We start from the raw sequence: 19766 nt of genomic DNA, 5'->3' as shown, positions 1-19766 counted from the left end.
GGTTTAAAAGCACTCACCATTTATCTCCTCACACTTCTTACATTCCAACATTACACCTAATTTCTCATGGCGCCCTTGTTCGGTTAACACCCAAGGACGATTTTGCCACGGTGGATCATGACGGACATGCTGACCATGCCCACAGGCGAGATCAGCAACATAATGTCCTTCTTCATCGAGATGAAAACCGACAATGGCCTGCTGCATTTAATTTTCCATAGACTCGAGTTTCGCTTGTTCCAAACCCTTTAAAAAACGATGGCACAGATTATGAATTGCCAGCAGATCATTCTGCTCCATGCCTAAAGCGCAGGCGAGTTTAAACGGAATTGCGATAATCTCATCTTTTGACGCCAGCGCTTTTTCCAGCAAGATCACTTTTTTCATTCGCTCGTCTTCTTTGACTGCGACACGTTTTAAAAACTGTTTTTCTTCTAGTTTTTTAATAATGGGTGTCAGCGTTCCGGAATCAAAAAAAGTCTTTTGCCCAATCTCAGACAACATCACATTGTCCTGTTCATACAAAGCCAGCAACACAATAAATTGCGGATAGGTCAGATCGTATTCCTGCAGCAACGGACGATACTGGCGAATCATGGCATTGGTCGCGGAATACATGGCAAAACACACTTGGTTATCCAAAAATGAAACTTCAGCCATGATGTTTTTTTCCTCGACTTGGTTGTTGAACATTCAGTATAAATTGGATTGTTTGAAAAGTACATTGTGTATAATTAACTTGCACGCAATATAGTTGTATGCAATATTAAATAAGCAAGCTGAATTATTAAGCAATATATTTCGAGTAATTCCACTATTGGATAGATGAGAGAACACTTATGAGCAAAATTTATGATTTTCAGGCTGAACTGCTAGAAGGTGAACAAAAGAACCTCGCGGATTACCAAGGCAAAGTTTTATTGGTGGTGAATACCGCTAGCCAATGTGGTCTCACGCCACAATTTGAAGGTTTGGAAAAGTTATATCAGGACTATCAACAGCAAGGACTGGTGATTTTGGGTTTCCCGTGTAACCAGTTTGCCAACCAAGATCCATCCAGCAACGAAGAAATCGGCAGCTTCTGTCAGCGTAATTATGGCGTGTCATTTCCAATGTTTGCCAAGATTGATGTGAATGGCCCAACAGCACATCCCTTGTATCAATATTTAACTTCTGAAGCCAAGGGGATTTTGGGGAGTGAAAGTATTAAATGGAATTTCACCAAATTCCTGATTAATCAAAATGGTGAAGTGGTAAAACGCTATTCGCCGATCACCAAACCTGAAAAAATTGCCAAAGATATTCAAAAACTTTTGGCTTAAGTTGAATTTAAAATTTGATGTTTTACAAATTACTGGCGATCGATTCATTTGCCAGTAATTTTTATCCATAAGAAAATCGTCTATTTAAATAAATTGAATCTAGTGATTTGAATAAATTAGAATTTTTTAGATTTAATAATTACATAACTTGTTTAAACATCATCAGTAAACTTCGTTATACTTTTTGCCAAGATTAAAAATACGAGCGTCAGATTATGCGTGTACTTGTAGTGATGGACCCGATTGAAACTGTGAATCTTAAAAAGGATTCAACCATGGCAATGTTATGGGCGGCCAGCCGTCGCGGACATGAATTGGGTTATGCATTACAGCACGATTTATATATCGACCAAGGTAAGGCTTTTGGTCTGATCTCTCCTTTAAAAGTATTCGAAGATTACAATCATTATTACGAGTTAGGTGAGAAGCGCAAAGAGTCGTTAGCGGATTACGATGTGGTATTAATGCGTAAAGATCCGCCGTTTGACATGAACTTTGTCTATACCACCTATATTCTGGAACAGGCAGAGCGTGAAGGGGCGTGGATTATCAATAAGCCGCAATCGCTACGTGACTGCAATGAAAAGCTATTTGCTACCCAGTTCCCAGAACTACAAGTCCCAACTTTAGTGACCTCACAACAAAGCCTGATTCGTGAATTTATCAAAGAACATGGCGATGTGATTGTGAAACCACTTGATGGGATGGGCGGCATGGGCATTTTCCGTTTGTATCAAGATGGGGTAAACATCGGTTCGACTCTGGAAATGCTCACAGAAATGGGTACACGTCCGATCATGGCACAACGTTATATTCCTGAAATTGTAGAAGGTGATAAGCGTATCTTGATGGTCAATGGTGAACCGATTCCATATTGTCTGGCACGTATTCCACAAAATGGTGAAGTGCGCGGTAATCTGGCGGCAGGTGGTTTAGGACAGGCTCGTCCACTGACTGAAAATGATAAATTGATTGCAGCAAAAGTTGGCCCATTCTTACGTGAAAAAGGTTTGGTTTTCGTTGGTCTGGATGTGATCGGTAATTATGTGACTGAAATTAATGTGACCAGCCCAACCTGTATCCGCGAGATTGATGCACAATTCGGTACCTCGATTGCAGATGATTTATTTGCAGTGCTGGAAGCTGGGCTTAAAAATTAAATAATTCTTATTTTTTGACCAAATTGCCCGTTTGTATTTACTCGAATTTTGGATGCAAATGGGCTTTTAGATATCGGCAGTCTCTAGTTTTTAACAAAGAATCGAAAAAAGCTCAGCTTTCTGTTGTAAACAAGTGAAATTCGCTTTTCGTGAATGAAGCTTTAGGATTAAAATAACGCTCGAAAACAATAGACGATAACCTTTTTTTTGAGTTGAAGAATTAAACCGTGACCAATTCACCACAGAACAAACCCAAACATGTCATGATGATGGCCGCTGGTACAGGTGGACATGTTTTTCCTGCGCTTGCTGTTGCCAAACAACTGCAACAAGAAGGCTGTCAGGTCTCTTGGTTAGCGACGCCGACGGGAATGGAAAACCGGTTACTCAAAGATCAAAATATTCCAATTTATCAGATTGATATTCAAGGTGTACGTGGCAATGGTCTGCTACGTAAGCTCAGTGCACCATTCAAAATTCTAAAAGCAACCTTAAGCGCAATGCGCTATATGAAACAGCTAAAAATTGACGCTGTCGCTGGTTTCGGTGGTTATGTCGCAGGACCAGGTGGTTTGGCTGCACGTTTGCTGGGTATTCCTGTGTTGATCCATGAGCAGAATGCGATTGCAGGTTTTACCAATACCCAACTGGCACGTATCGCGAAAACCGTATGTCAGGCTTTTCCAGATACTTTCCCAAGTAGTGATAAAGTGATGACCACAGGAAATCCTGTGCGTGCTGAAATCACTGCGATTTTGAATCCATCATGGCGTTACCAAACCCGTGAACAGGAACAATTGCCACTAAATATTTTAATTGTGGGCGGTTCATTGGGGGCGCAAGCGTTAAATGAGCGTTTGCCAGAAGCATTAAAAAAGGTCAGTGTACCGCTGAATGTATTTCATCAATGTGGTCAAAATAAGCAAGATGCGACGCGTGCACTTTATCAAGGTGCATCTGAGCAATTAAATATTCAGGTTGAGCCATTTATTCATGATATGGCCAAAGCGTATAGTGAAGCTGATTTAATTATTTGCCGTGCCGGCGCGTTGACTGTGACTGAAGTTGCAACAGCGGGTCTGGCAGCGGTTTTTGTTCCTTTACCTATTGCGGTGGATGACCACCAGACTGCAAATGCTAAGTTTTTGGCAAATGCAGGTGCTGCAAAAATTTGCCAACAAGCAGAAATGACACCTGCTGTTTTAGATGAGTTATTTGCCAGTTTGCTCAATCGCCAGCTACTCTCTGAAATGGCAATTAAAGCACGTCAACAAGCACAACCGAATGCGACGCAGCATGTGGTTGATCTGATTAAAAAATTGTAATTCGAGTTTATCTATGTCTCCTACAAATCCAAACCAAGCCAAAAAGCTGATTAAAGTGCCAGAAATGCGCCGTATTAAAAATATCCACTTTGTTGGTATTGGCGGTGCGGGGATGTGTGGTATTGCTGAAGTATTGAGTAACCAAGGTTATAAGATTTCAGGTTCAGATATTAAAGCGTCGAAAACGACAGCTCAACTCGAAGCGAATGGTATCAAGGTGTTTATCGGTCATTCGGCAGACAATATTAAAAATGCCAATGTACTGGTGGTATCGACTGCGATTGATCCTGAAAATCCAGAGATTAAAGCAGCCATTGAGCAACGTACGCCGATCGTGCGCCGCGCGGAAATGTTAGGTGAGTTGATGCGTTACCGCCATGGTATCGCGGTTGCGGGAACGCATGGTAAAACGACAACCACAAGTTTACTGACCACCATGTTGGCGGAAGAAAACCTTGATCCAACTTATGTGATCGGTGGTTTGCTGAATAGCACAGGGGTCAATGCTGCGCTGGGTGAAAGCCGTTTTATCGTGGCAGAAGCGGATGAGTCGGATGCTTCATTCTTGTATTTACAGCCAATGGCCGCCATTGTGACCAATATTGATGCAGATCACATGGATACTTATGAAGGTAGCTTCGATAAGTTAAAAGATACGTTTATCCAGTTCTTGCATAACCTGCCATTCTACGGTTTGGCAGTTGTCTGTGGTGATGACGCCAATATTCGTGAGATTTTACCGCGTGTAGGCCGTCCAGTATTAACTTACGGTTTCGATGAAGACAATGATATCCGTGCAGTTGATGTAGCTCAGGAAGGCATGCGTTCGCACTTTACGGTATTGCGTAAAGATCGTGAGCCATTACGTGTCACCATTAACCAGCCTGGCTTACATAATGTCCTAAATGCGCTTGCTGCGATTGGTGTCGCAACTGATGAAGGCGTTTCTGATGGTGCGATTTGCCGTGCCTTAGAAGGCTTTAGCGGTGTTGGTCGTCGCTTCCAAGTTCAAGGTGAATATGAAGTTGGCGAGGGCATGGTGAAATTGGTAGACGACTATGGTCATCATCCAAAAGAAGTTGAAGCAACCATTAAGGCAGCACGTGCCAGCCATCCAGATCGTCGTTTGGTGATGTTGTTCCAGCCGCACCGTTTTAGCCGTACCCGTGACTGTTTTGATGACTTTGTGGATGTGTTATCACAAGTCGATCAATTGTTATTGTTAGAGGTTTATCCTGCAGGCGAAAAACCAATTGTGGGCGCTGACAGTCGTGCCTTGGCGCGTAGTATTCGTCTGCGTGGTGAGGTGGAACCGATTCTGGTTGATCCAGTGGAAGGGAATTTACCAAGCGTTTTACAAAAAGTGTTACAAGCTAATGACCTGTTATTAACACAAGGCGCGGGTAACGTGGGTGCAATTTCGGTAGAATTGGCTCAGCATCGTTTGTATGCCCAATAATTTTGTTTTTTGAATATTAAAAGTTTTACAGTTTTAAGGATATAAACGTGTCAAATGCTGCGAAATTCGGCAAAGTTGCTGTGTTATTTGGTGGGAAATCGGCTGAGCGTGCGGTGTCATTGGACAGCGGTCAGGCCGTTTTAGATGCATTGTTGCGTTCGGGTGTGCAGGCAGAAGCATTTGATCCGCAAGATCGTAGTGTGACTGAGCTGGTGGGTTACGATCGTGCTTTTATCGTATTGCATGGCCGTGGCGGTGAAGATGGCCAGATTCAGGGTGTACTGGAATGGTTGAATATTCCATATACTGGTACTGGCGTGCAAGGTTCTGCAATTGGTATGGATAAAGTCAAAACCAAGCAAATCTGGCAAGGCAGTGATTTGCCGACTGCGCCGTACCGCATTATCACCAAAGACACCGATCTTGATCCGGTGATTGCTGAATTGGGTCTGCCAGTCATTATCAAACCTGTACACGAAGGCTCAAGTGTCGGCATGAGTAAGGTTGAGAAAGCAGAAGACTTTGCAGCAGCCATTGAAAAAGCGACCCAGCATGATGCTGTGGTTATGGCAGAAAAATGGATTACAGGTCGTGAATTTACGATTTCATTCCTAAATGGTCAGCCTTTGCCAGTGATTCGTTTACAACCACCAGCAGACGTTGCTTTTTATGACTATGAAGCAAAGTACCAGCGTAATGATGTGGAATATGGCATTCCTTGCGGTTTAAGCGAAGCCGAAGAGAAAAGCTTGCAAGCATTGTGCTTACGTGCTTTTCAGGCCGTGGGTGCAGAAGGCTGGGGCCGTATTGATGCGATGCAGGACGAACAGGGTAATTTCTGGTTGTTGGAAGTTAATACCGTTCCAGGCATGACCAGCCACTCTCTCGTACCAAAAGCAGCGCAAGCCGTTGGTTATAATTTTGATCAGCTCTGTGTTGCGATTTTAGAGCAAACTTTAGCAAAGTCGGCTTAATTATTTATGGCTCAACTTCCTGCATCTATGCGTCGCAAAACGCGACCAGCCATTAGCTCGATTCACGAGAAACCGCCTACGCCTAAACAAAAGATGGTGAATGCGGGGGGCTGGGCATTACTTGTTATTGCATTCGCTGTACTGGCATTAGGCCTGTTTGGCTTATATAAAGTCATGACGGATGCCAAAGTTGCAGAGTTGCAGGTGGTAGGAACCAATTCTGACATCGAAAATCAGCAATTAGTTAAATACCTAAATCCTGTCATTAAAGATAATTATTTCACTTCGGATTTAGAGCAGATTCGGGATCAGGCGTTAAAAGTATCTTGGGTTGATCGTGTAGTGGTATCACGAGCTTGGCCAAATGCAATTCGGGTGCGGGTGATGCCGCGTCATGCGATTGCACGTTGGGGAACAGGGCGTTTGCTTAGTGATAATGGTGAAGTGTTTAGTGAGGCAGTTCCTCAAGCACATCCAAATTTGCCACTGTTACATGGGCCAGCCAGCCAATCCAAAATGATGATGCGTCGCTATAATGAAATTAACCAATTATTTCATCCAGCGAATTTAAGATTAAAAGAACTGTATTTAACTGAGCGTATGACCTGGTTTATGCAGTTTGATTCAGGTTTACGGATTATCGTGGATCAGGATCAAACCATGAACAAGCTCCAGCGCTTAAGCCATTTGGCACAAACAGATCTAAAACCTGTATGGTCGAAAATCACGGCAATTGACCTGCGTTACCGGAATGGTTTGGCCATTCAATGGAAAAATGCAGCTCCGCCAAAGATTGTCAACGGTCAGTTAGTTGTAACGATTGATGACACAAGCCTTGCAGGGGCAATTCAGGCAAAGCCATAATACGTGGCTTAAAATAAAGGGCAGTGGTCCTAAACAACACTAAAGATATGGTATTGAAGTAATGAGTGAAGCTGTTCCCTCAGTTGTTGCGATTGATATTGGGACTCATAAAGTCTCAGTTTTGATTGGTAAGGTCCATGCACCGGATAAGATACAGGTCATTGGCATGGCAACTGCTCGCAACCGAGGCATGGTTAAAGGCAAGATTGTCAGCTTGGACAAGGTCATTGCTGCGATTAAAAATGCAGTATCCGAAGCAGAGGATATGGCAGAGTGCCGTATTCATAGCGCATGGGTGTCTATTCCAAGTACTGAATTACAAAGTTTTTATGCATCAGGTCGTACCCCTGTAGCCAACCACGATCATATTATTACGACAAATGAAGTGGTGCGCGCATTAGAGTTGGCCAAAGCCAGCCATTTATCACCTGATTATTATCTTGCCAGCGCTGTTCCATTGGGCTTTGAGCTGGGTGATTCGGCTGAGTGGGTGCAAAATCCTGTGAATATGTCTGCACATAGCATGACAGGTCATTATCAGTTGATGATGATGCCGATCAGCACCATGCAAAACCTTGATCGTGCCATGAAAGGGGCGAATATCGGGGTAGAGAAAATGGTGGTGTCTTGCTTGGCAACGGCTGAAGCAAGTTTGCTAAAAGACGAAAAAGAATATGGTGTATGTCTGGTTGATATCGGTGCAGGTATTACCAATATTGCAGTGTATCTGGATGGTCGATTGGCTTTAGCACGTACCTTGCCACGTGGTGGTGAGAATGTGACCCGTGATATTGCCGCTGTTTTACAAACCACGACTGAAGAAGCTGAACGCATCAAGATTTTACATGGCTGCGTCGATCTTAGTGTAGTAAAACCAGATCATATGATTCAGGTGCAAGGCATTGATGGCACACAAACCATCAGTCGTATTGAGCTTGCAGAAATCATCATTGCGCGTTATGAAGAAATCTTTAGCTTAATTCGTGAAGAACTGGAGCATAGTGGCGCGATTCATGGTTTATATCATGGTGTGGTACTGACTGGCGATGCGTGTCAAATTGAAGGTATGGTGAATTTGGCGCGTCGTACGTTAGGCGTATCTGCGCATCTGGGCAATCCTCCATTGCAAGTGTATGCGGATGATCAACACTTACCAGCATTGCGTCGTTCAATGTACGCTACTGCGGCAGGTCTGTTGATGTTTAGCCAAAGTGATTTGCAAGATACAGTTGAAGAACCAGAAGAGGCCAGCGATCGTAGTTTTGTTGATCGGGTTGCCAATGGTTGGAATGCATTAAATAGCAAATTAAAGGCCATCTTTTAAGTTGTAGTTATTTTTGGGAAAATTTGTTAGGAAGTTGTTCTAAATCACCCACTGTACTTGACAATCTGGTGATTATTGAACAGCATCCTAAACATCAGTTGTTTAAAAATCAGGGCAGTAACGGGCTGAAGTAACTGCCATTAATATTAGGAAATCTAAAGGTCATGGCCTCATTTGAATTTATAGAAGATGAACTAGACAATGGCAACGGTCAAGCCCGTTTCACAGTATTTGGTGTGGGTGGTGGTGGCGGTAATGCCGTTCAACACATGGCACAGTCAGATATTCAAGGTGTAAAGTTCGTTTGTGCAAATACAGATAAACAAGCACTGGACAGCATGAACGCGCCATTCAAAATTCAATTGGGTGAACAAAGTACGCGTGGTTTAGGCGCTGGTGCGAATCCAGAAGTGGGTCAAATCGCAGCCGAAGAAAGCCGTGATGTGATCCGTCAGCACCTTGAAGGGACTGATATGGTCTTCGTAACCGCTGGTATGGGTGGTGGTACGGGTACAGGTGCTGCGCCAGTTGTTGCTGAAGTTGCAAAAGAAATGGGTATCCTGACAGTTGGTGTGGTGACAACCCCATTCAACTTTGAAGGTCGTCGCCGTCAAAAGTCTGCTGAAAAAGGTATTGATGCCCTAGAAGCACATGTTGATTCATTGATTATTATTCCGAACCAGCGATTACTCAGCGTATATGGCGATATCTCAATGAAAGATGCCTATAAAAAGGCAGATGATGTATTGTTGAACGCAGTTCGCAGTATTTTTGACCTTGTGGTCAATCGTGGTCACATTAACCTCGACTTCGCTGACTTGAAAACAGCGATGAGTACACGTGGTTATGCAATGATGGGTGCTGGTTTAGGCCGTGGTGAAGATCGTGCCCGTCAGGCAGCTGAACAGGCGATCCGTAGCCCATTGCTTGATAATGTGAATATTATCAACGCGAAAGGTGTGTTGATTAACATCACTGGTGGTGATGATATTACCTTACGTGAAACCGAGATCATTACAGATGTCGTGAACCAGATTGTCGACCTCGATGAAGGTGAAATCTTCTACGGTACGGTATTCGATCCAGATGCGCGTGATGAACTTCGTGTTACGGTTATAGCGACTGGTTTAACGCGTAATGCAAGTGAAGTTGATCAGAAAAGACGTACTGCAGCTTCGCATGTCAGCGCTTCTCAAGTGGCACAACAACCTGTTGATGAAGATGACGTTCCAGCGATTAGTAAACGTGCAAATGTAGACGCTCCAGCGAGTGCGACGGCAAGTTCTACGCCACGTTCTTCGCCAATGAGCATTCAAGACTATCTGAAAAATCAGCAACGTAAATAATAAAATCAGTTATTTAGAGAAAGGAGGCAATTAATTGCCTCCTTTTTTATTTTTTTAAAATGGCAAAATATGCTAAGTTATATCGGTTTTTGCAAATGAAGTTGGTATGGCATGTTGAAACAACGTACTCTCAAGCGTGTGGTGAAAGCGAGCGGGATTGGTTTGCACAGTGGTCAAAAGGTGCTGATCAATTTTGTTCCACACCATATTGATGGAGGTATTGTCTTTCGCCGTATCGACTTAAATCCCCCTGTGGATATCCCAGCTAATGCCTTGCTGATCCAAGAAGCATTTATGTGTTCAAATCTGGTACGTGACGACATTAAAGTGGGTACCATTGAACATGTCATGAGTGCGATTGCCGGATTGGGAATCGACAACCTGATTGTCGAAGTCTCTGCTTCAGAAGTTCCGATTATGGATGGTAGTGCAGGGCCATTTATCTATCTTCTCATGCAAGGTGAGCTGGCAGAGCAGGATGCGCCAAAGAAGTTCATCCGCATTTTAAAGCCAGTTGAAGCTTTAATTGATGATAAAAAAGCGATTTTCACGCCACATTCAGGTTTTCAGCTCAACTTCACCATCGATTTTGATCATCCCGCCTTTGCCAAAGAATACCAGTCAGCAACCATTGATTTTTCGACAGAAATCTTTGTGTATGAGGTAAGTGAAGCGCGAACGTTTGGCTTTATGAAAGATCTGGATTATCTCAAAGCCAATAATCTGGCCTTGGGTGCGAGTCTGGATAATGCCATTGGTGTAGATGATACGGGTGTGGTCAATGAGGAAGGACTACGCTTCGCCGATGAGTTTGTCCGTCACAAGATTTTAGATGCAGTGGGTGATTTATATTTACTTGGACATCAGATTATTGCCAAGTTTGATGGCTATAAGTCGGGTCATGCTTTGAATAATCAGTTATTACGCAATGTTCAAAATGATCCAAGCAGCTATGAAATTGTAACATTTAATAACGAGAATGATTGTCCGATTCCTTATGTTAGTGTGACATAAGTCCTTGTCTTTTATTGGCTATGTTATATTATAACAAATGAAAATGAGAATTTTGTCACAAAATATAATTATGTATTTCGATACTTAATGTATGAAGTTTACTTTTTATTGCTTGCCAAACGTAGTAGAGCTTGGCTAAGCTTAGGGTCGCTCACATATTCAGCGGCGCTACGCAATTGCTCTTGGGTCTCTGATGTAAGTGCTTTTGTTGGGGGAGAGGGTTCACGAGAGACAGCCTTTTTGTTTCTTAAGCGAACTTGGATTTTTCGTAATTCCTTGAGTCCTTCGAGCTGAGCTAACTGCGCAACATAGTTGCTTTGTAAATAGCTGAGTTGACTAATCATGGCCTGATTTTCACCAGTTATGATCAAAACACCATGTTGATAACAAACAACTTGCCATTGCTCTGGTTGGGGCAATAACGGTTGAATAATTTTCGTAAGTTGTTTCCATTGCGTAACTTGCGTTGTCAGAAACGTTAAGTTTCCAGTTTTTATGTGTTGTCCTTTCTGTTGGAAAACGTTGTTAGGCTCAGACATAGAACTTCCTCGGAGGTAATGTGTCCATCTTAAGCGTTTGGTTCAGCTGTTATCAAGGAAGAGATGATAAAGGAACGTTTGAAGGACGGTTTCAAGAGGTTTTTTATGCATCATACGCGTCGTATTTTACTCGCATTTTCATTGGCTGCTTCAGCTGCTTCGGTTGCTTTTGCAGACTACCAGAACATTGGTCAGTCAACAGGTGATGACCGTTTAGAGCAATTATCAAAAACCTTGGCTCAAGGTTCTTATACTCATTCTGCTGATATGGATTTGCCAGCCGTTTCGAATGTATCGGTTAAATTACGTGAAAAAACCATTGAATTGAATAATGCGACGATCGAGAAAAAATACGGTCGTTCAGCGATTTCATCTCAGGATAATGCGCCTTCATTTTCTGCCAACACGGGTTATTCTTGGTTGGTAAGTCATCCTTTGCAAGAAGGACGTGTGAGTTCTTCTTGGGGCAACCGTACTCTGCTCGGTTCAACACGCCATCACTCTGGTCTTGATCTTGCTGCACCATCAGGTACACCGATTTATTCTACTGGCCCTGGCGTCGTGACTAAATCAGGTTGGGGTACAGGTTATGGTCAATATGTTGAAATTGATCATGGTAATGGTTACATCACTCGCTATGCACATGCATCACGCTTAATCGTGAGTGCTGGTGATCGTGTAAGCGCAGGCGAGCATATTGCCAATGTTGGTTGTACAGGTCGTTGTACTGGCCCACATTTGCATTTTGAAGTTGTGAAAGATGGTCAACGTAAAAACCCATCAACTTACCTCGCAATGTTGCCTTAATGTAATTTGTTAACAGTTGTATATAAATATTCAGAAAAATCGCCTTTATTGGCGATTTTTTATGTGTTTTGTTTCAATTCGGTCAATGACTATTTTGTCAGAAAATAATAAGGCGTTTTCCATTCAGCAAAGGCCATACCCCTTATAAAGCAAAACATGATAAAAATAGGGTCGACAAATAACTTAAGGGAAAAGGTGAATTGTATGGCGTTTTATGGCGACTCTGACGCGCAAGAAACCCAAGAATGGCAAGAAGCATTTGATTCTGTATTACAACACATGGGCACGGAACGAGCTGCTTTCTTACTAGAAAAACTCTATCAACGGGCAATTGCGAAACATGTGCCAATCCAGCGCTTAAATACACCTTACCTCAACACCATTTCAGTTGAAGAGCAACCAGCGATGCCTGGCGATCAGGATATGGAACGCCGTATCCGCGCATTGATTCGCTGGAATGCTTTGGCAATGGTATTACGTGCGAATAAAACGGGCGATGACCTCGGTGGTCACCTTGCAAGTTTCGCATCATCTGCAACATTGTATGACGTTGGTTTTAACCATTTCTTCCGCGCAAACAGCGATAACTTTGGCGGCGACATGATTTATTACCAAGGTCACTGTGCGCCTGGTATTTATGCACGCTCTTTCCTTGAAGGTCGTTTAAACGAAGAACAGTTAAGTAATTTCCGTCGTGAAGTTGGCGGTAACGGTTTACCAAGCTATCCACATCCTTATTTAATGCCAGACTATTGGCAATTCCCTACTGTATCGATGGGCTTGGGTCCAATCATGTCGATTTATCAGGCGCACATTCAAAAATATTTGATGAATCGTGGCTTGATCAAAGAAGAAGATCGTAAAGTCTGGGCTTATCTGGGCGATGGTGAGATGGATGAGCCAGAAAGTACGGGTGCAATTTCACTTGCTGGTCGTGAAAAGCTTGATAACCTGATTTGGGTCGTGAACTGTAACTTGCAGCGCCTAGATGGTCCTGTACGTGGTAACGGTAAAATTATTCAAGAATTAGAATCTTTATTCCGTGGTGCGGGCTGGCGTGTCATTAAAGTGGTATGGGGCCGTCATTGGGATCCACTTCTTGCAAAAGACAGCTCAGGCGCTTTAAAAGCGGTTATGGATGAAACTGTTGATGGTGAGTATCAACGCTATCAAGTGAAAGGCGGTGCATATACACGTGAGAAATTCTTTGGCAAGTACCCAGAAGCTGCGGAACTTGTAAAAGATTTAAGCGATGAAGATATCGACAATCTTAACCGTGGTGGTCATGACCCGTACAAAGTTTTTGCTGCCTATGCAGAAGCAATGAAAGCCAAAGGTCAACCAACCGTTATTCTTGCGAAAACGGTTAAAGGTTATGGTTTATCTGAAGAAATTGAAGCGGTGAACAAAACTCACCAAATCAAAAAAATGCAGATCGACTCTTTGAAATATGTACGTGACCGTTTCAACTTGCCATTTACAGACGATAAGTTAGAAGAACTTCCATTCTACCGCCCAAGTGAAAATTCTCCAGAAATGAAGTACATGAAGGCGCGTCGTGAGGCATTAGGTGGTTACCTACCTGCACGTCGTAAAGAGAGTGAAACTTTAGCGATTCCTGAATTATCTGTATTTGATGCTGTATTAAATGGTTCTGGTGGTAAAGAGCAATCGACGACGATGCTGATGGTGCGTTTAATTGCTGCTTTACTGAAAGAAAAAGCAATTAAAGACCGCGTAGTTCCAATCGTTCCAGATGAAGCACGTACATTTGGTCTGGAGGGGATGTTCCGTCAGCTGGGTATTTATGCTGCTCACGGTCAAAAATATACCCCAGAAGACCAAGAACAGTTAATGCATTACCGTGAAGCAAGTGACGGTCACATGTTGCAAGAAGGGATTAACGAAGCGGGTGCGATGAGCGCTTGGGCTGCGTTGGCAACCAGTTATTCAACCAATAACTTGCCAATGATTCCGATGTACATGTACTACTCAATGTTCGGTTTCCAACGTATTGGCGATATTGCATGGGCTGCGGGCGATGCACAGGCACAAGGTTTCTTGTTGGGTGCAACAGCTGGCCGTACCACATTGAACGGTGAAGGTTTACAGCACCAAGATGGTCATTCACATATCTTGGCGAACACGATTCCAAACTGCGTATCTTATGATCCATGTTTTGGTTATGAATTGGCTGTGATCGTACATGACGGTTTACAACGTATGTATGTGAACCAAGAGCGAGTGTTCTATTACTTAACCGTAATGAACGAAAACTACGAGCATCCTGCAATGCCAGAAGGCGCTGAGGAAGGCATTAAACGTGGTATGTACTTGTTCGAAAAAGATGAAAAAGCAACGGTTCAATTATTGGGTTCAGGCGTTATTCTGCGTGAAGTGATTAAAGCTGCGAAAATCTTACGTGACGAATATCAGATCCATTCAAACGTTTGGAGCGTAACAAGCTTCAATGAGTTGTCACGTGACGGTATGGCATGTGAAGAGTACAACCGCTTACATCCGCTGACTGAAGAAGTGAAAGAGTCTTGGGTATCTAAACAGTTACGTGGTACAGAAGGTATCGTTGTTTCAGCAACAGATCATATGCGTGCGTATAGCGAACAAATCCGTGCATATCTTCCAGATGGTCGTCCATTTGTTGCATTAGGTACAGATGGTTACGGTCGTTCAGATACACGTGCAAACTTACGTAGTTTCTTTGGTGTTGATGCTGCACATATCGTTGTTGCGACTTTGAAAAAACTCGCTGACGAAGGCGAAGTAGACGCACGTTTAGTCAAAGATGCGATTTCTAACTTTGAGTTAGATACGGACCGTCCAGTTGCATGGGCGCCACAAGCACATCCAGAAGTTCAGGCCGTTGCTGAATACCATGAAACACAAACAGGTGAGGGGAAATAATCATGCAAATCCAAGCACCTGATATTGGCGTAGATAAAGCGCTCGTTGCAGAAATCTTGGTCAAAGTAGGCGACCATGTTGCAGTTGACGATAGCCTTCTGGTTTTAGAGTCAGATAAGGCAACGGTAGAAGTACCAAGCACTGCGGCAGGTATCGTGAAAAGTATTCTGGTTAAACAGGGTGATGAAGTTACTGAAGGCGTCGCATTGATCGAACTAGAGTCTGAGTCTGCTGCTGAAGCCCCTGCGAACGAAGTACCGAAAGCGGAAGCACCAAAAGCAGAAGCGAAACCTGTCGAAGCTGAAACAAAAGCACAACCAGCTGCCGCTCCAACAGCGACAGCAAGCCAGGTTGTGGATGTGAAAGTTCCAGATATTGGTGTAGAAAAAGCGTTGGTTGCAGAAGTACTGGTCAAAGTCGGTGATCAAATTGAACCTGAACAAAGTATTGTGGTGGTTGAATCGGACAAGGCGACTGTAGAAGTACCAAGCTCGGTTGCGGGGATTGTGGAAGCGATCCAGATTAAAGAAGGCGATAGCATCAAAGAAGGCGTGGTATTGATTCAGGTCAAGACTACGAGCGCTGCAACGTCATCTGAACCGCAAGCAGCCCCTGCTCAAACAGAAGCGCCAGTCGCAACGACTGAAGCACCAGCTGCAAGTAATACCTCAACAGGTAATGTTGAAATTGAAGTACCAGATCTAGGTGTAGAAAAAGCACTTGTTTCAGAAATTTTGGTCAATGTCGGTGATCGCGTTGAAGCTCAACAAAGCCTATGTGTGGTAGAGTCAGATAAGGCGTCTGTTGAAGTGCCAAGCTCAGTAGCAGGGATTGTGAAAGCAATCCATGTCTCTGCTAATCAAGAGGTTCGTCAAGGCGTGGCTTTGGCAACGATTGAGGTGAGTGGTCAGGCTGCTGCTCCAGCAGCACCAAAAGCTCAACCAGCCGCTACACCTTCTGCTCAAGCAGCACCAGCAAAACCACAGGCAGCAGAGACAGCAGCTCCAAGTGCGCCAGCGCAAGCTGAGAAGCTGACCAAAGAGCAAGAAGCAGAAAATGCGAAGGTTTATGCAGGCCCTGCCGTGCGTAAACTGGCACGTGAATTAGGCGTTATTCTCGGTCAGGTGAAGGCTTCAGGTGAACATGGTCGCGTAATGAAGGACGATGTTTTTGCTTATGTAAAAGCACGTCTCACGACAGCGCAGCCAGCACCTTCTGCTCAAGCAGCACCAGTGGCTTCGGGCTTACCGAAGTTGCCAGACTTTGGTGCATTTGGTGGCGGTGAAGTGAAAGCAATGACGCGTTTACAGCAAGTATCTGTACCGCAGTTGTCATTGAATAACTTTATTCCTCAAGTCACCCAGTTCGATTTGGCTGATATCACAGAGCTTGAAGCGTGGCGTGGAGAGCTTAAAGACGGCTTTAAAAAGCAGGGTCTGAGCTTAACCATTTTGGCCTTTATTGCAAAAGCAGTTGCGCACTTGCTGAAAGAAGAACCTTATTTCGCAGGCCATTTGGCTGATGATCAGAAGTCAGTATTGTTACGTAACGAAATTCATATGGGTATTGCTGTAGCGACCCCAGATGGTTTAACTGTTCCAGTGCTGCGTAATCCTGACCAGAAGTCAATTAAGCAAATCGCGACAGAACTGGCTGAACTGAGCCAGAAAGCGCGTGACCGCAAATTGTCACCGAAAGATTTGCAAGGTGCCAACTTCACGATTACCAGCTTAGGTAGTATTGGTGGAACCGCATTTACGCCGTTGGTGAACTGGCCACAAGTTGCGATTTTAGGTATTTCACCTGCAACCATGCAACCTGTATGGAACGGTAAAGACTTTGATCCGCGCTTAATGTTGCCGTTGTCATTGTCTTATGACCATCGTGTCATTAATGGTGCGGATGCAGCACGCTTTACCAATAAGCTGACCAAGTTACTCAAAGACATTCGTAGCTTATTGCTCTAATCGTTTTTGAACCTAGAAAACCTCGCATCAGCGGGGTTTTCTGTTTTTAGAGTGACAAAATTGTGGCTTTATTTGTAAATACTTTTCTCTAGAATACGGTTCTATCTATAAGAAATTTCTTTGAGATCAGGAGCAAGGATGTTGATGATTTATCGGGTAATGTTGCCATTATTGCTGGTTGTTTTTGTATTGATGGGCTTATGGGTGAGTTTCTTGCATTTCCCTTGGGACTGGGTCATGTACGCCGTCATGGGGCTGGAAGTGCTGGTCGCGACCGTGGTGATGGCAATGGAATATCAGGCACAGCATGTTGGTGGTGCAAGTGGCTGGGGCAGTTTTGGTTTTCTTGGTCTCAGTGCCTATCTGGCATTTTTTCTGGGGCTTGTCCGTATCTTGGTCTGGGGTTACCAAAAATTTTGGGCTTAACGATTCAAAAGCATTTTATTGTTTGATAGAATGGCGTTACTTCATTGGGGAGTAGCCGCTCTTTACGCAAAGTAAAGAGGTGATGATCAACATAATTGTTCAACAGAACATGGTCATCATAGCAAAGAACCAAGAACAGCTTTTCAGCTGTGCTTTTGTTGGCAAGACCTTTGATTTACCACTCTGCATCAATCTATTTGATTTTGGCTAGCAGGAGGGGTAGGTCATCGGTATATTTTGCTAGCCAGAGCATTCAACTATGTATGAATTCCTCATCTCCACATCAATTGTTGCCCTTGCTGAAATGGGCGATAAAACGCAATTGCTTGCATTATTACTTGCTGCGCGTTTCCGTAAACCCGTTCCGATTTTAATTGCGATCTTGCTTGCTACCACCATTAACCACGGTATTTCGGCTGTCTTAGGTCAATGGATTACGACCGTCCTGAGCCCTGAAATCCTGTTATGGATTCTCGCACTCGGCTTTATCGGTATGGCAATCTGGATGCTGATCCCGGATGAGTTGGGCGATGAAAGTGAAAGCATTAATAAATGGCAGAAATTCGGCGTCTTTGGTGCAACCTTCATCTTATTCTTTTTGGCTGAAATTGGTGATAAAACTCAAATTGCAACAGTGGCGCTGGCGGCACGTTTTGACAGTGTGTTCTGGGTCATGTGTGGAACAACGTTTGGTATGATGATTGCCAATGCACCTGCGGTCTTTATTGGCGATAAGCTGGCAGATAAATTACCGATTTCCCTGATTCATAAAATTGGTGCCGCAATCTTCTTGGTGGTGGGTATTTCAACTTTGGTTCAGCATTATTTCTTTTAATTTTCCCTGCATTTATTGTTTAAAGACCCATCCAGATGTGATGGGTCTTGTTTTATAAATCATGATAAAAATCCAATATCAGATTGAAACCCGAATCAAATCCCATTATTTTATTATGGAATTAAAAATATTTCATATTTAAAGAATTTTTCTGGGGTCGCTATGAGTTTCGAACGAACAACATCACAAATATTATTTGATAATGGCACACATAAATGCATCAGTTTTACCAGTCTGGTCAAAGGGGAAGGCATTCAGGCCAATCAGTTTTTAATTATTGACCATGATCGGGCCGCAGTTTTAGATCCAGGTGGTGACTTGACCTATGTGCCATTAACCATGGAGCTGAATCGCTATACCAAACTGAAAAATCTGGACTATGTGATGGCCTCACACCAAGATCCCGACATTATTACTTCGATGCCCCGTTGGTTGGTGTATACCGATGCCAAAGTCGTGGCCTCTAAACTGTGGGCACGTTTTTTACCGCATCTGAACTCTGCCTTTATGAGTGATCGTATGAAAGGCAATTGGGAAGAACGCCTGATTGAGTTATCGGATACGGGACAAATCATTCCTTTGGGCGAATCTGCCATTGTTGCCGTGCCTGCACATTTCCTGCATTCAGTTGGCAACTTTCAGTTCTATGATCCTACTGCAAAAATTTTATTTTCAGGGGATATGGGTGCTTCGATTGTTGACGATGCTAGCTTACCAATTGCTGACTTTGATGCGCATATCAAAAAAATGAAAGGCTTTCATCAGCGCTATATGTGTTCCAATAAAGTGATTCGTTTGTGGGTCAATATGGTTCGGCAGATGGATCTGGAGATGATTGTGCCACAGCATGGGACAGCTTTTATTGGTAAAGAGATGATCAATCAATTTCTAGACTGGATCGAAACGCTGGAATGTGGCGTAGATCTGATGAATGAATATGTTTTTAGTTTGCCGACTGAAATGAGCTAAATTCTAAGTCAGGAGAATGACTGAAAAATACATAAATTGCTGATTCAGCACTCTTGTCGCCACCAATAAATTTTCTTAGGATATCATCGGATAAAGGATTGAATTTGATAACGAGAATCTTAAGAAAATGTTGTCTCAAATTGCGACACCAGATGCGTGTGTCAGTTGCGGTGCGTGCTGTGCAAATTACCGTGTTTCTTTCTATTGGGCCGAGGCGGAACAAATCCCCGAGCACATGGTTGAACCACTTACAGCAGTCTATTCCTGTATGAAGGGAACCAATCAGGCACAAGTCAGATGTGTGGCCTTGCAAGGCGAAGTGGGGCAGCAAGTAAGCTGTTCCATCTATCCATTTCGGAGTTCGAGTTGCAAGGAAGTACAGATTGCCGACTCACATTGTAACAAAGCACGGCTGGCCCATAATCTGATTCCACTCGTGACGATTGAGCAGCAGTCCTCTGAAAATAATGACAATTTCGATCAGGTTTGCTAGCAGGATTTATTGGGTTCGGA

Annotated in this window: 19 protein-coding genes and 1 riboswitch; of the genes, 16 read left to right on the top strand and 3 right to left on the bottom strand. The window is 43.5% G+C overall.

Translation table 11 applies throughout. The annotated features are described in order from the left end of the window. Positions 1-3: 3 nt before the first annotated feature. Positions 4-207: a DUF3565 domain-containing protein gene (locus EC846_RS13145; protein WP_123775418.1), complete on the bottom strand. Its 204-nt coding sequence runs from the start codon at positions 205-207 to the stop codon at positions 4-6. After that, positions 208-660, bottom strand: a complete 453-nt coding sequence (locus EC846_RS13140; protein ID WP_123775417.1) for a MarR family winged helix-turn-helix transcriptional regulator — start codon at positions 658-660, stop codon at positions 208-210. A gap of 179 nt (positions 661-839) precedes the next feature. On the opposite strand from EC846_RS13140, the gene EC846_RS13135 reads away from it, so the two are divergent. The 9 genes from EC846_RS13135 (at position 840) to lpxC (ending at position 10788) form a co-directional block, all read left to right on the top strand. After that, positions 840-1322, top strand: a complete 483-nt coding sequence (locus tag EC846_RS13135) for a glutathione peroxidase (RefSeq protein ID WP_005260168.1) — start codon at positions 840-842, stop codon at positions 1320-1322. A gap of 215 nt (positions 1323-1537) precedes the next feature. Next, positions 1538-2482: a glutathione synthase gene (gene gshB / locus EC846_RS13130; RefSeq protein WP_004776256.1), complete on the top strand. Its 945-nt coding sequence runs from the start codon at positions 1538-1540 to the stop codon at positions 2480-2482. A gap of 227 nt (positions 2483-2709) precedes the next feature. Beyond that, entirely contained in the window at positions 2710-3807 is a 1098-nt protein-coding gene (murG, locus tag EC846_RS13125) for an undecaprenyldiphospho-muramoylpentapeptide beta-N-acetylglucosaminyltransferase (RefSeq protein WP_123775416.1), read from the top strand. A 13-nt stretch (positions 3808-3820) separates the two neighbouring features. Further along, complete coding sequence (murC, locus tag EC846_RS13120; RefSeq protein WP_123775415.1) at positions 3821-5266, top strand: UDP-N-acetylmuramate--L-alanine ligase; 1446 nt, start codon at positions 3821-3823, stop codon at positions 5264-5266. A 47-nt stretch (positions 5267-5313) separates the two neighbouring features. Further along, positions 5314-6240 carry a D-alanine--D-alanine ligase gene (locus tag EC846_RS13115; protein WP_004776253.1) on the top strand — a complete coding sequence of 309 codons (927 nt, stop codon included), beginning with the start codon at positions 5314-5316 and terminating at the stop codon, positions 6238-6240. 6 nt (positions 6241-6246) lie between these two features. After that, the gene (locus EC846_RS13110) at positions 6247-7104 is read left to right on the top strand and encodes a cell division protein FtsQ/DivIB (RefSeq protein ID WP_123775414.1); all 858 of its coding nucleotides are present in this window, start codon (positions 6247-6249) and stop codon (positions 7102-7104) included. Positions 7105-7165: 61 nt separating this feature from the next. Further along, positions 7166-8428 (top strand): cell division protein FtsA, encoded by a 1263-nt coding sequence (ftsA, locus tag EC846_RS13105; RefSeq protein ID WP_004776251.1) that lies wholly within the window; start codon positions 7166-7168, stop codon positions 8426-8428. Between the two features lie 164 nt (positions 8429-8592). Continuing rightward, positions 8593-9774: a cell division protein FtsZ gene (gene ftsZ / locus EC846_RS13100; protein ID WP_004776250.1), complete on the top strand. Its 1182-nt coding sequence runs from the start codon at positions 8593-8595 to the stop codon at positions 9772-9774. A gap of 111 nt (positions 9775-9885) precedes the next feature. Further along, positions 9886-10788 carry a UDP-3-O-acyl-N-acetylglucosamine deacetylase gene (lpxC, locus tag EC846_RS13095; RefSeq protein WP_004776249.1) on the top strand — a complete coding sequence of 301 codons (903 nt, stop codon included), beginning with the start codon at positions 9886-9888 and terminating at the stop codon, positions 10786-10788. Positions 10789-10886: 98 nt separating this feature from the next. Here lpxC and EC846_RS13090 read toward each other — a convergent pair whose 3' ends face one another. After that, positions 10887-11327 (bottom strand): DciA family protein, encoded by a 441-nt coding sequence (locus EC846_RS13090; RefSeq protein ID WP_004776248.1) that lies wholly within the window; start codon positions 11325-11327, stop codon positions 10887-10889. Between the two features lie 105 nt (positions 11328-11432). Between EC846_RS13090 and EC846_RS13085 the strand changes: the two genes are divergently transcribed. From EC846_RS13085 to EC846_RS13050, 7 genes are all read left to right on the top strand, one after another. Beyond that, complete coding sequence (locus EC846_RS13085) at positions 11433-12134, top strand: M23 family metallopeptidase (RefSeq protein ID WP_004776247.1); 702 nt, start codon at positions 11433-11435, stop codon at positions 12132-12134. Positions 12135-12338: 204 nt separating this feature from the next. Then, entirely contained in the window at positions 12339-15056 is a 2718-nt protein-coding gene (aceE, locus tag EC846_RS13080; protein ID WP_123775413.1) for a pyruvate dehydrogenase (acetyl-transferring), homodimeric type, read from the top strand. A 2-nt stretch (positions 15057-15058) separates the two neighbouring features. Next, positions 15059-17023 (top strand): 2-oxo acid dehydrogenase subunit E2, encoded by a 1965-nt coding sequence (locus EC846_RS13075; RefSeq protein WP_123775412.1) that lies wholly within the window; start codon positions 15059-15061, stop codon positions 17021-17023. 138 nt (positions 17024-17161) lie between these two features. Then, positions 17162-17449 carry a hypothetical protein gene (locus EC846_RS13070; RefSeq protein WP_047430038.1) on the top strand — a complete coding sequence of 96 codons (288 nt, stop codon included), beginning with the start codon at positions 17162-17164 and terminating at the stop codon, positions 17447-17449. Positions 17450-17483: 34 nt separating this feature from the next. Next, a riboswitch (yybP-ykoY riboswitch) is annotated at positions 17484-17624 on the top strand. Positions 17625-17708: 84 nt separating this feature from the next. Then, positions 17709-18284, top strand: coding sequence for a TMEM165/GDT1 family protein (locus tag EC846_RS13060; protein ID WP_047430040.1), 576 nt, complete (start codon positions 17709-17711; stop codon positions 18282-18284). A gap of 162 nt (positions 18285-18446) precedes the next feature. Continuing rightward, on the top strand, positions 18447-19253 hold the full coding sequence (locus EC846_RS13055; protein WP_047430042.1) for an MBL fold metallo-hydrolase: 807 nt from the start codon (positions 18447-18449) through the stop codon (positions 19251-19253). A 127-nt stretch (positions 19254-19380) separates the two neighbouring features. Beyond that, positions 19381-19746: a YkgJ family cysteine cluster protein gene (locus EC846_RS13050; protein ID WP_047430045.1), complete on the top strand. Its 366-nt coding sequence runs from the start codon at positions 19381-19383 to the stop codon at positions 19744-19746. Positions 19747-19766: the final 20 nt, after the last annotated feature.

The sequence above is a fragment of the Acinetobacter sp. BIGb0102 genome (genome assembly GCF_003815055.1).
Lineage (GTDB): Bacteria > Pseudomonadota > Gammaproteobacteria > Pseudomonadales > Moraxellaceae > Acinetobacter > Acinetobacter vivianii.
Note: the sequence above shows the minus strand (reverse complement) of the source record. Positions and strands in the feature narration are given on the sequence as shown.

Excerpts from the sequence above, each read along its gene's own strand:
- EC846_RS13145 (WP_123775418.1), bottom strand. The coding sequence starts at position 207 with ATGCAGCAGGCCATTGTCGGTTTTCATCTCGATGAAGAAGGACATTAT.
- EC846_RS13140 (WP_123775417.1), bottom strand. The coding sequence starts at position 660 with ATGGCTGAAGTTTCATTTTTGGATAACCAAGTGTGTTTTGCCATGTAT.
- EC846_RS13135 (WP_005260168.1), top strand. The coding sequence starts at position 840 with ATGAGCAAAATTTATGATTTTCAGGCTGAACTGCTAGAAGGTGAACAA.
- gshB (WP_004776256.1), top strand. The coding sequence starts at position 1,538 with ATGCGTGTACTTGTAGTGATGGACCCGATTGAAACTGTGAATCTTAAA.
- murC (WP_123775415.1), top strand. The coding sequence starts at position 3,821 with ATGTCTCCTACAAATCCAAACCAAGCCAAAAAGCTGATTAAAGTGCCA.
- EC846_RS13110 (WP_123775414.1), top strand. The coding sequence starts at position 6,247 with ATGGCTCAACTTCCTGCATCTATGCGTCGCAAAACGCGACCAGCCATT.
- ftsA (WP_004776251.1), top strand. The coding sequence starts at position 7,166 with ATGAGTGAAGCTGTTCCCTCAGTTGTTGCGATTGATATTGGGACTCAT.
- ftsZ (WP_004776250.1), top strand. The coding sequence starts at position 8,593 with ATGGCCTCATTTGAATTTATAGAAGATGAACTAGACAATGGCAACGGT.
- lpxC (WP_004776249.1), top strand. The coding sequence starts at position 9,886 with ATGTTGAAACAACGTACTCTCAAGCGTGTGGTGAAAGCGAGCGGGATT.
- EC846_RS13090 (WP_004776248.1), bottom strand. The coding sequence starts at position 11,327 with ATGTCTGAGCCTAACAACGTTTTCCAACAGAAAGGACAACACATAAAA.
- EC846_RS13085 (WP_004776247.1), top strand. The coding sequence starts at position 11,433 with ATGCATCATACGCGTCGTATTTTACTCGCATTTTCATTGGCTGCTTCA.
- aceE (WP_123775413.1), top strand. The coding sequence starts at position 12,339 with ATGGCGTTTTATGGCGACTCTGACGCGCAAGAAACCCAAGAATGGCAA.
- EC846_RS13075 (WP_123775412.1), top strand. The coding sequence starts at position 15,059 with ATGCAAATCCAAGCACCTGATATTGGCGTAGATAAAGCGCTCGTTGCA.
- EC846_RS13070 (WP_047430038.1), top strand. The coding sequence starts at position 17,162 with ATGTTGATGATTTATCGGGTAATGTTGCCATTATTGCTGGTTGTTTTT.
- EC846_RS13060 (WP_047430040.1), top strand. The coding sequence starts at position 17,709 with ATGTATGAATTCCTCATCTCCACATCAATTGTTGCCCTTGCTGAAATG.
- EC846_RS13055 (WP_047430042.1), top strand. The coding sequence starts at position 18,447 with ATGAGTTTCGAACGAACAACATCACAAATATTATTTGATAATGGCACA.
- EC846_RS13050 (WP_047430045.1), top strand. The coding sequence starts at position 19,381 with ATGTTGTCTCAAATTGCGACACCAGATGCGTGTGTCAGTTGCGGTGCG.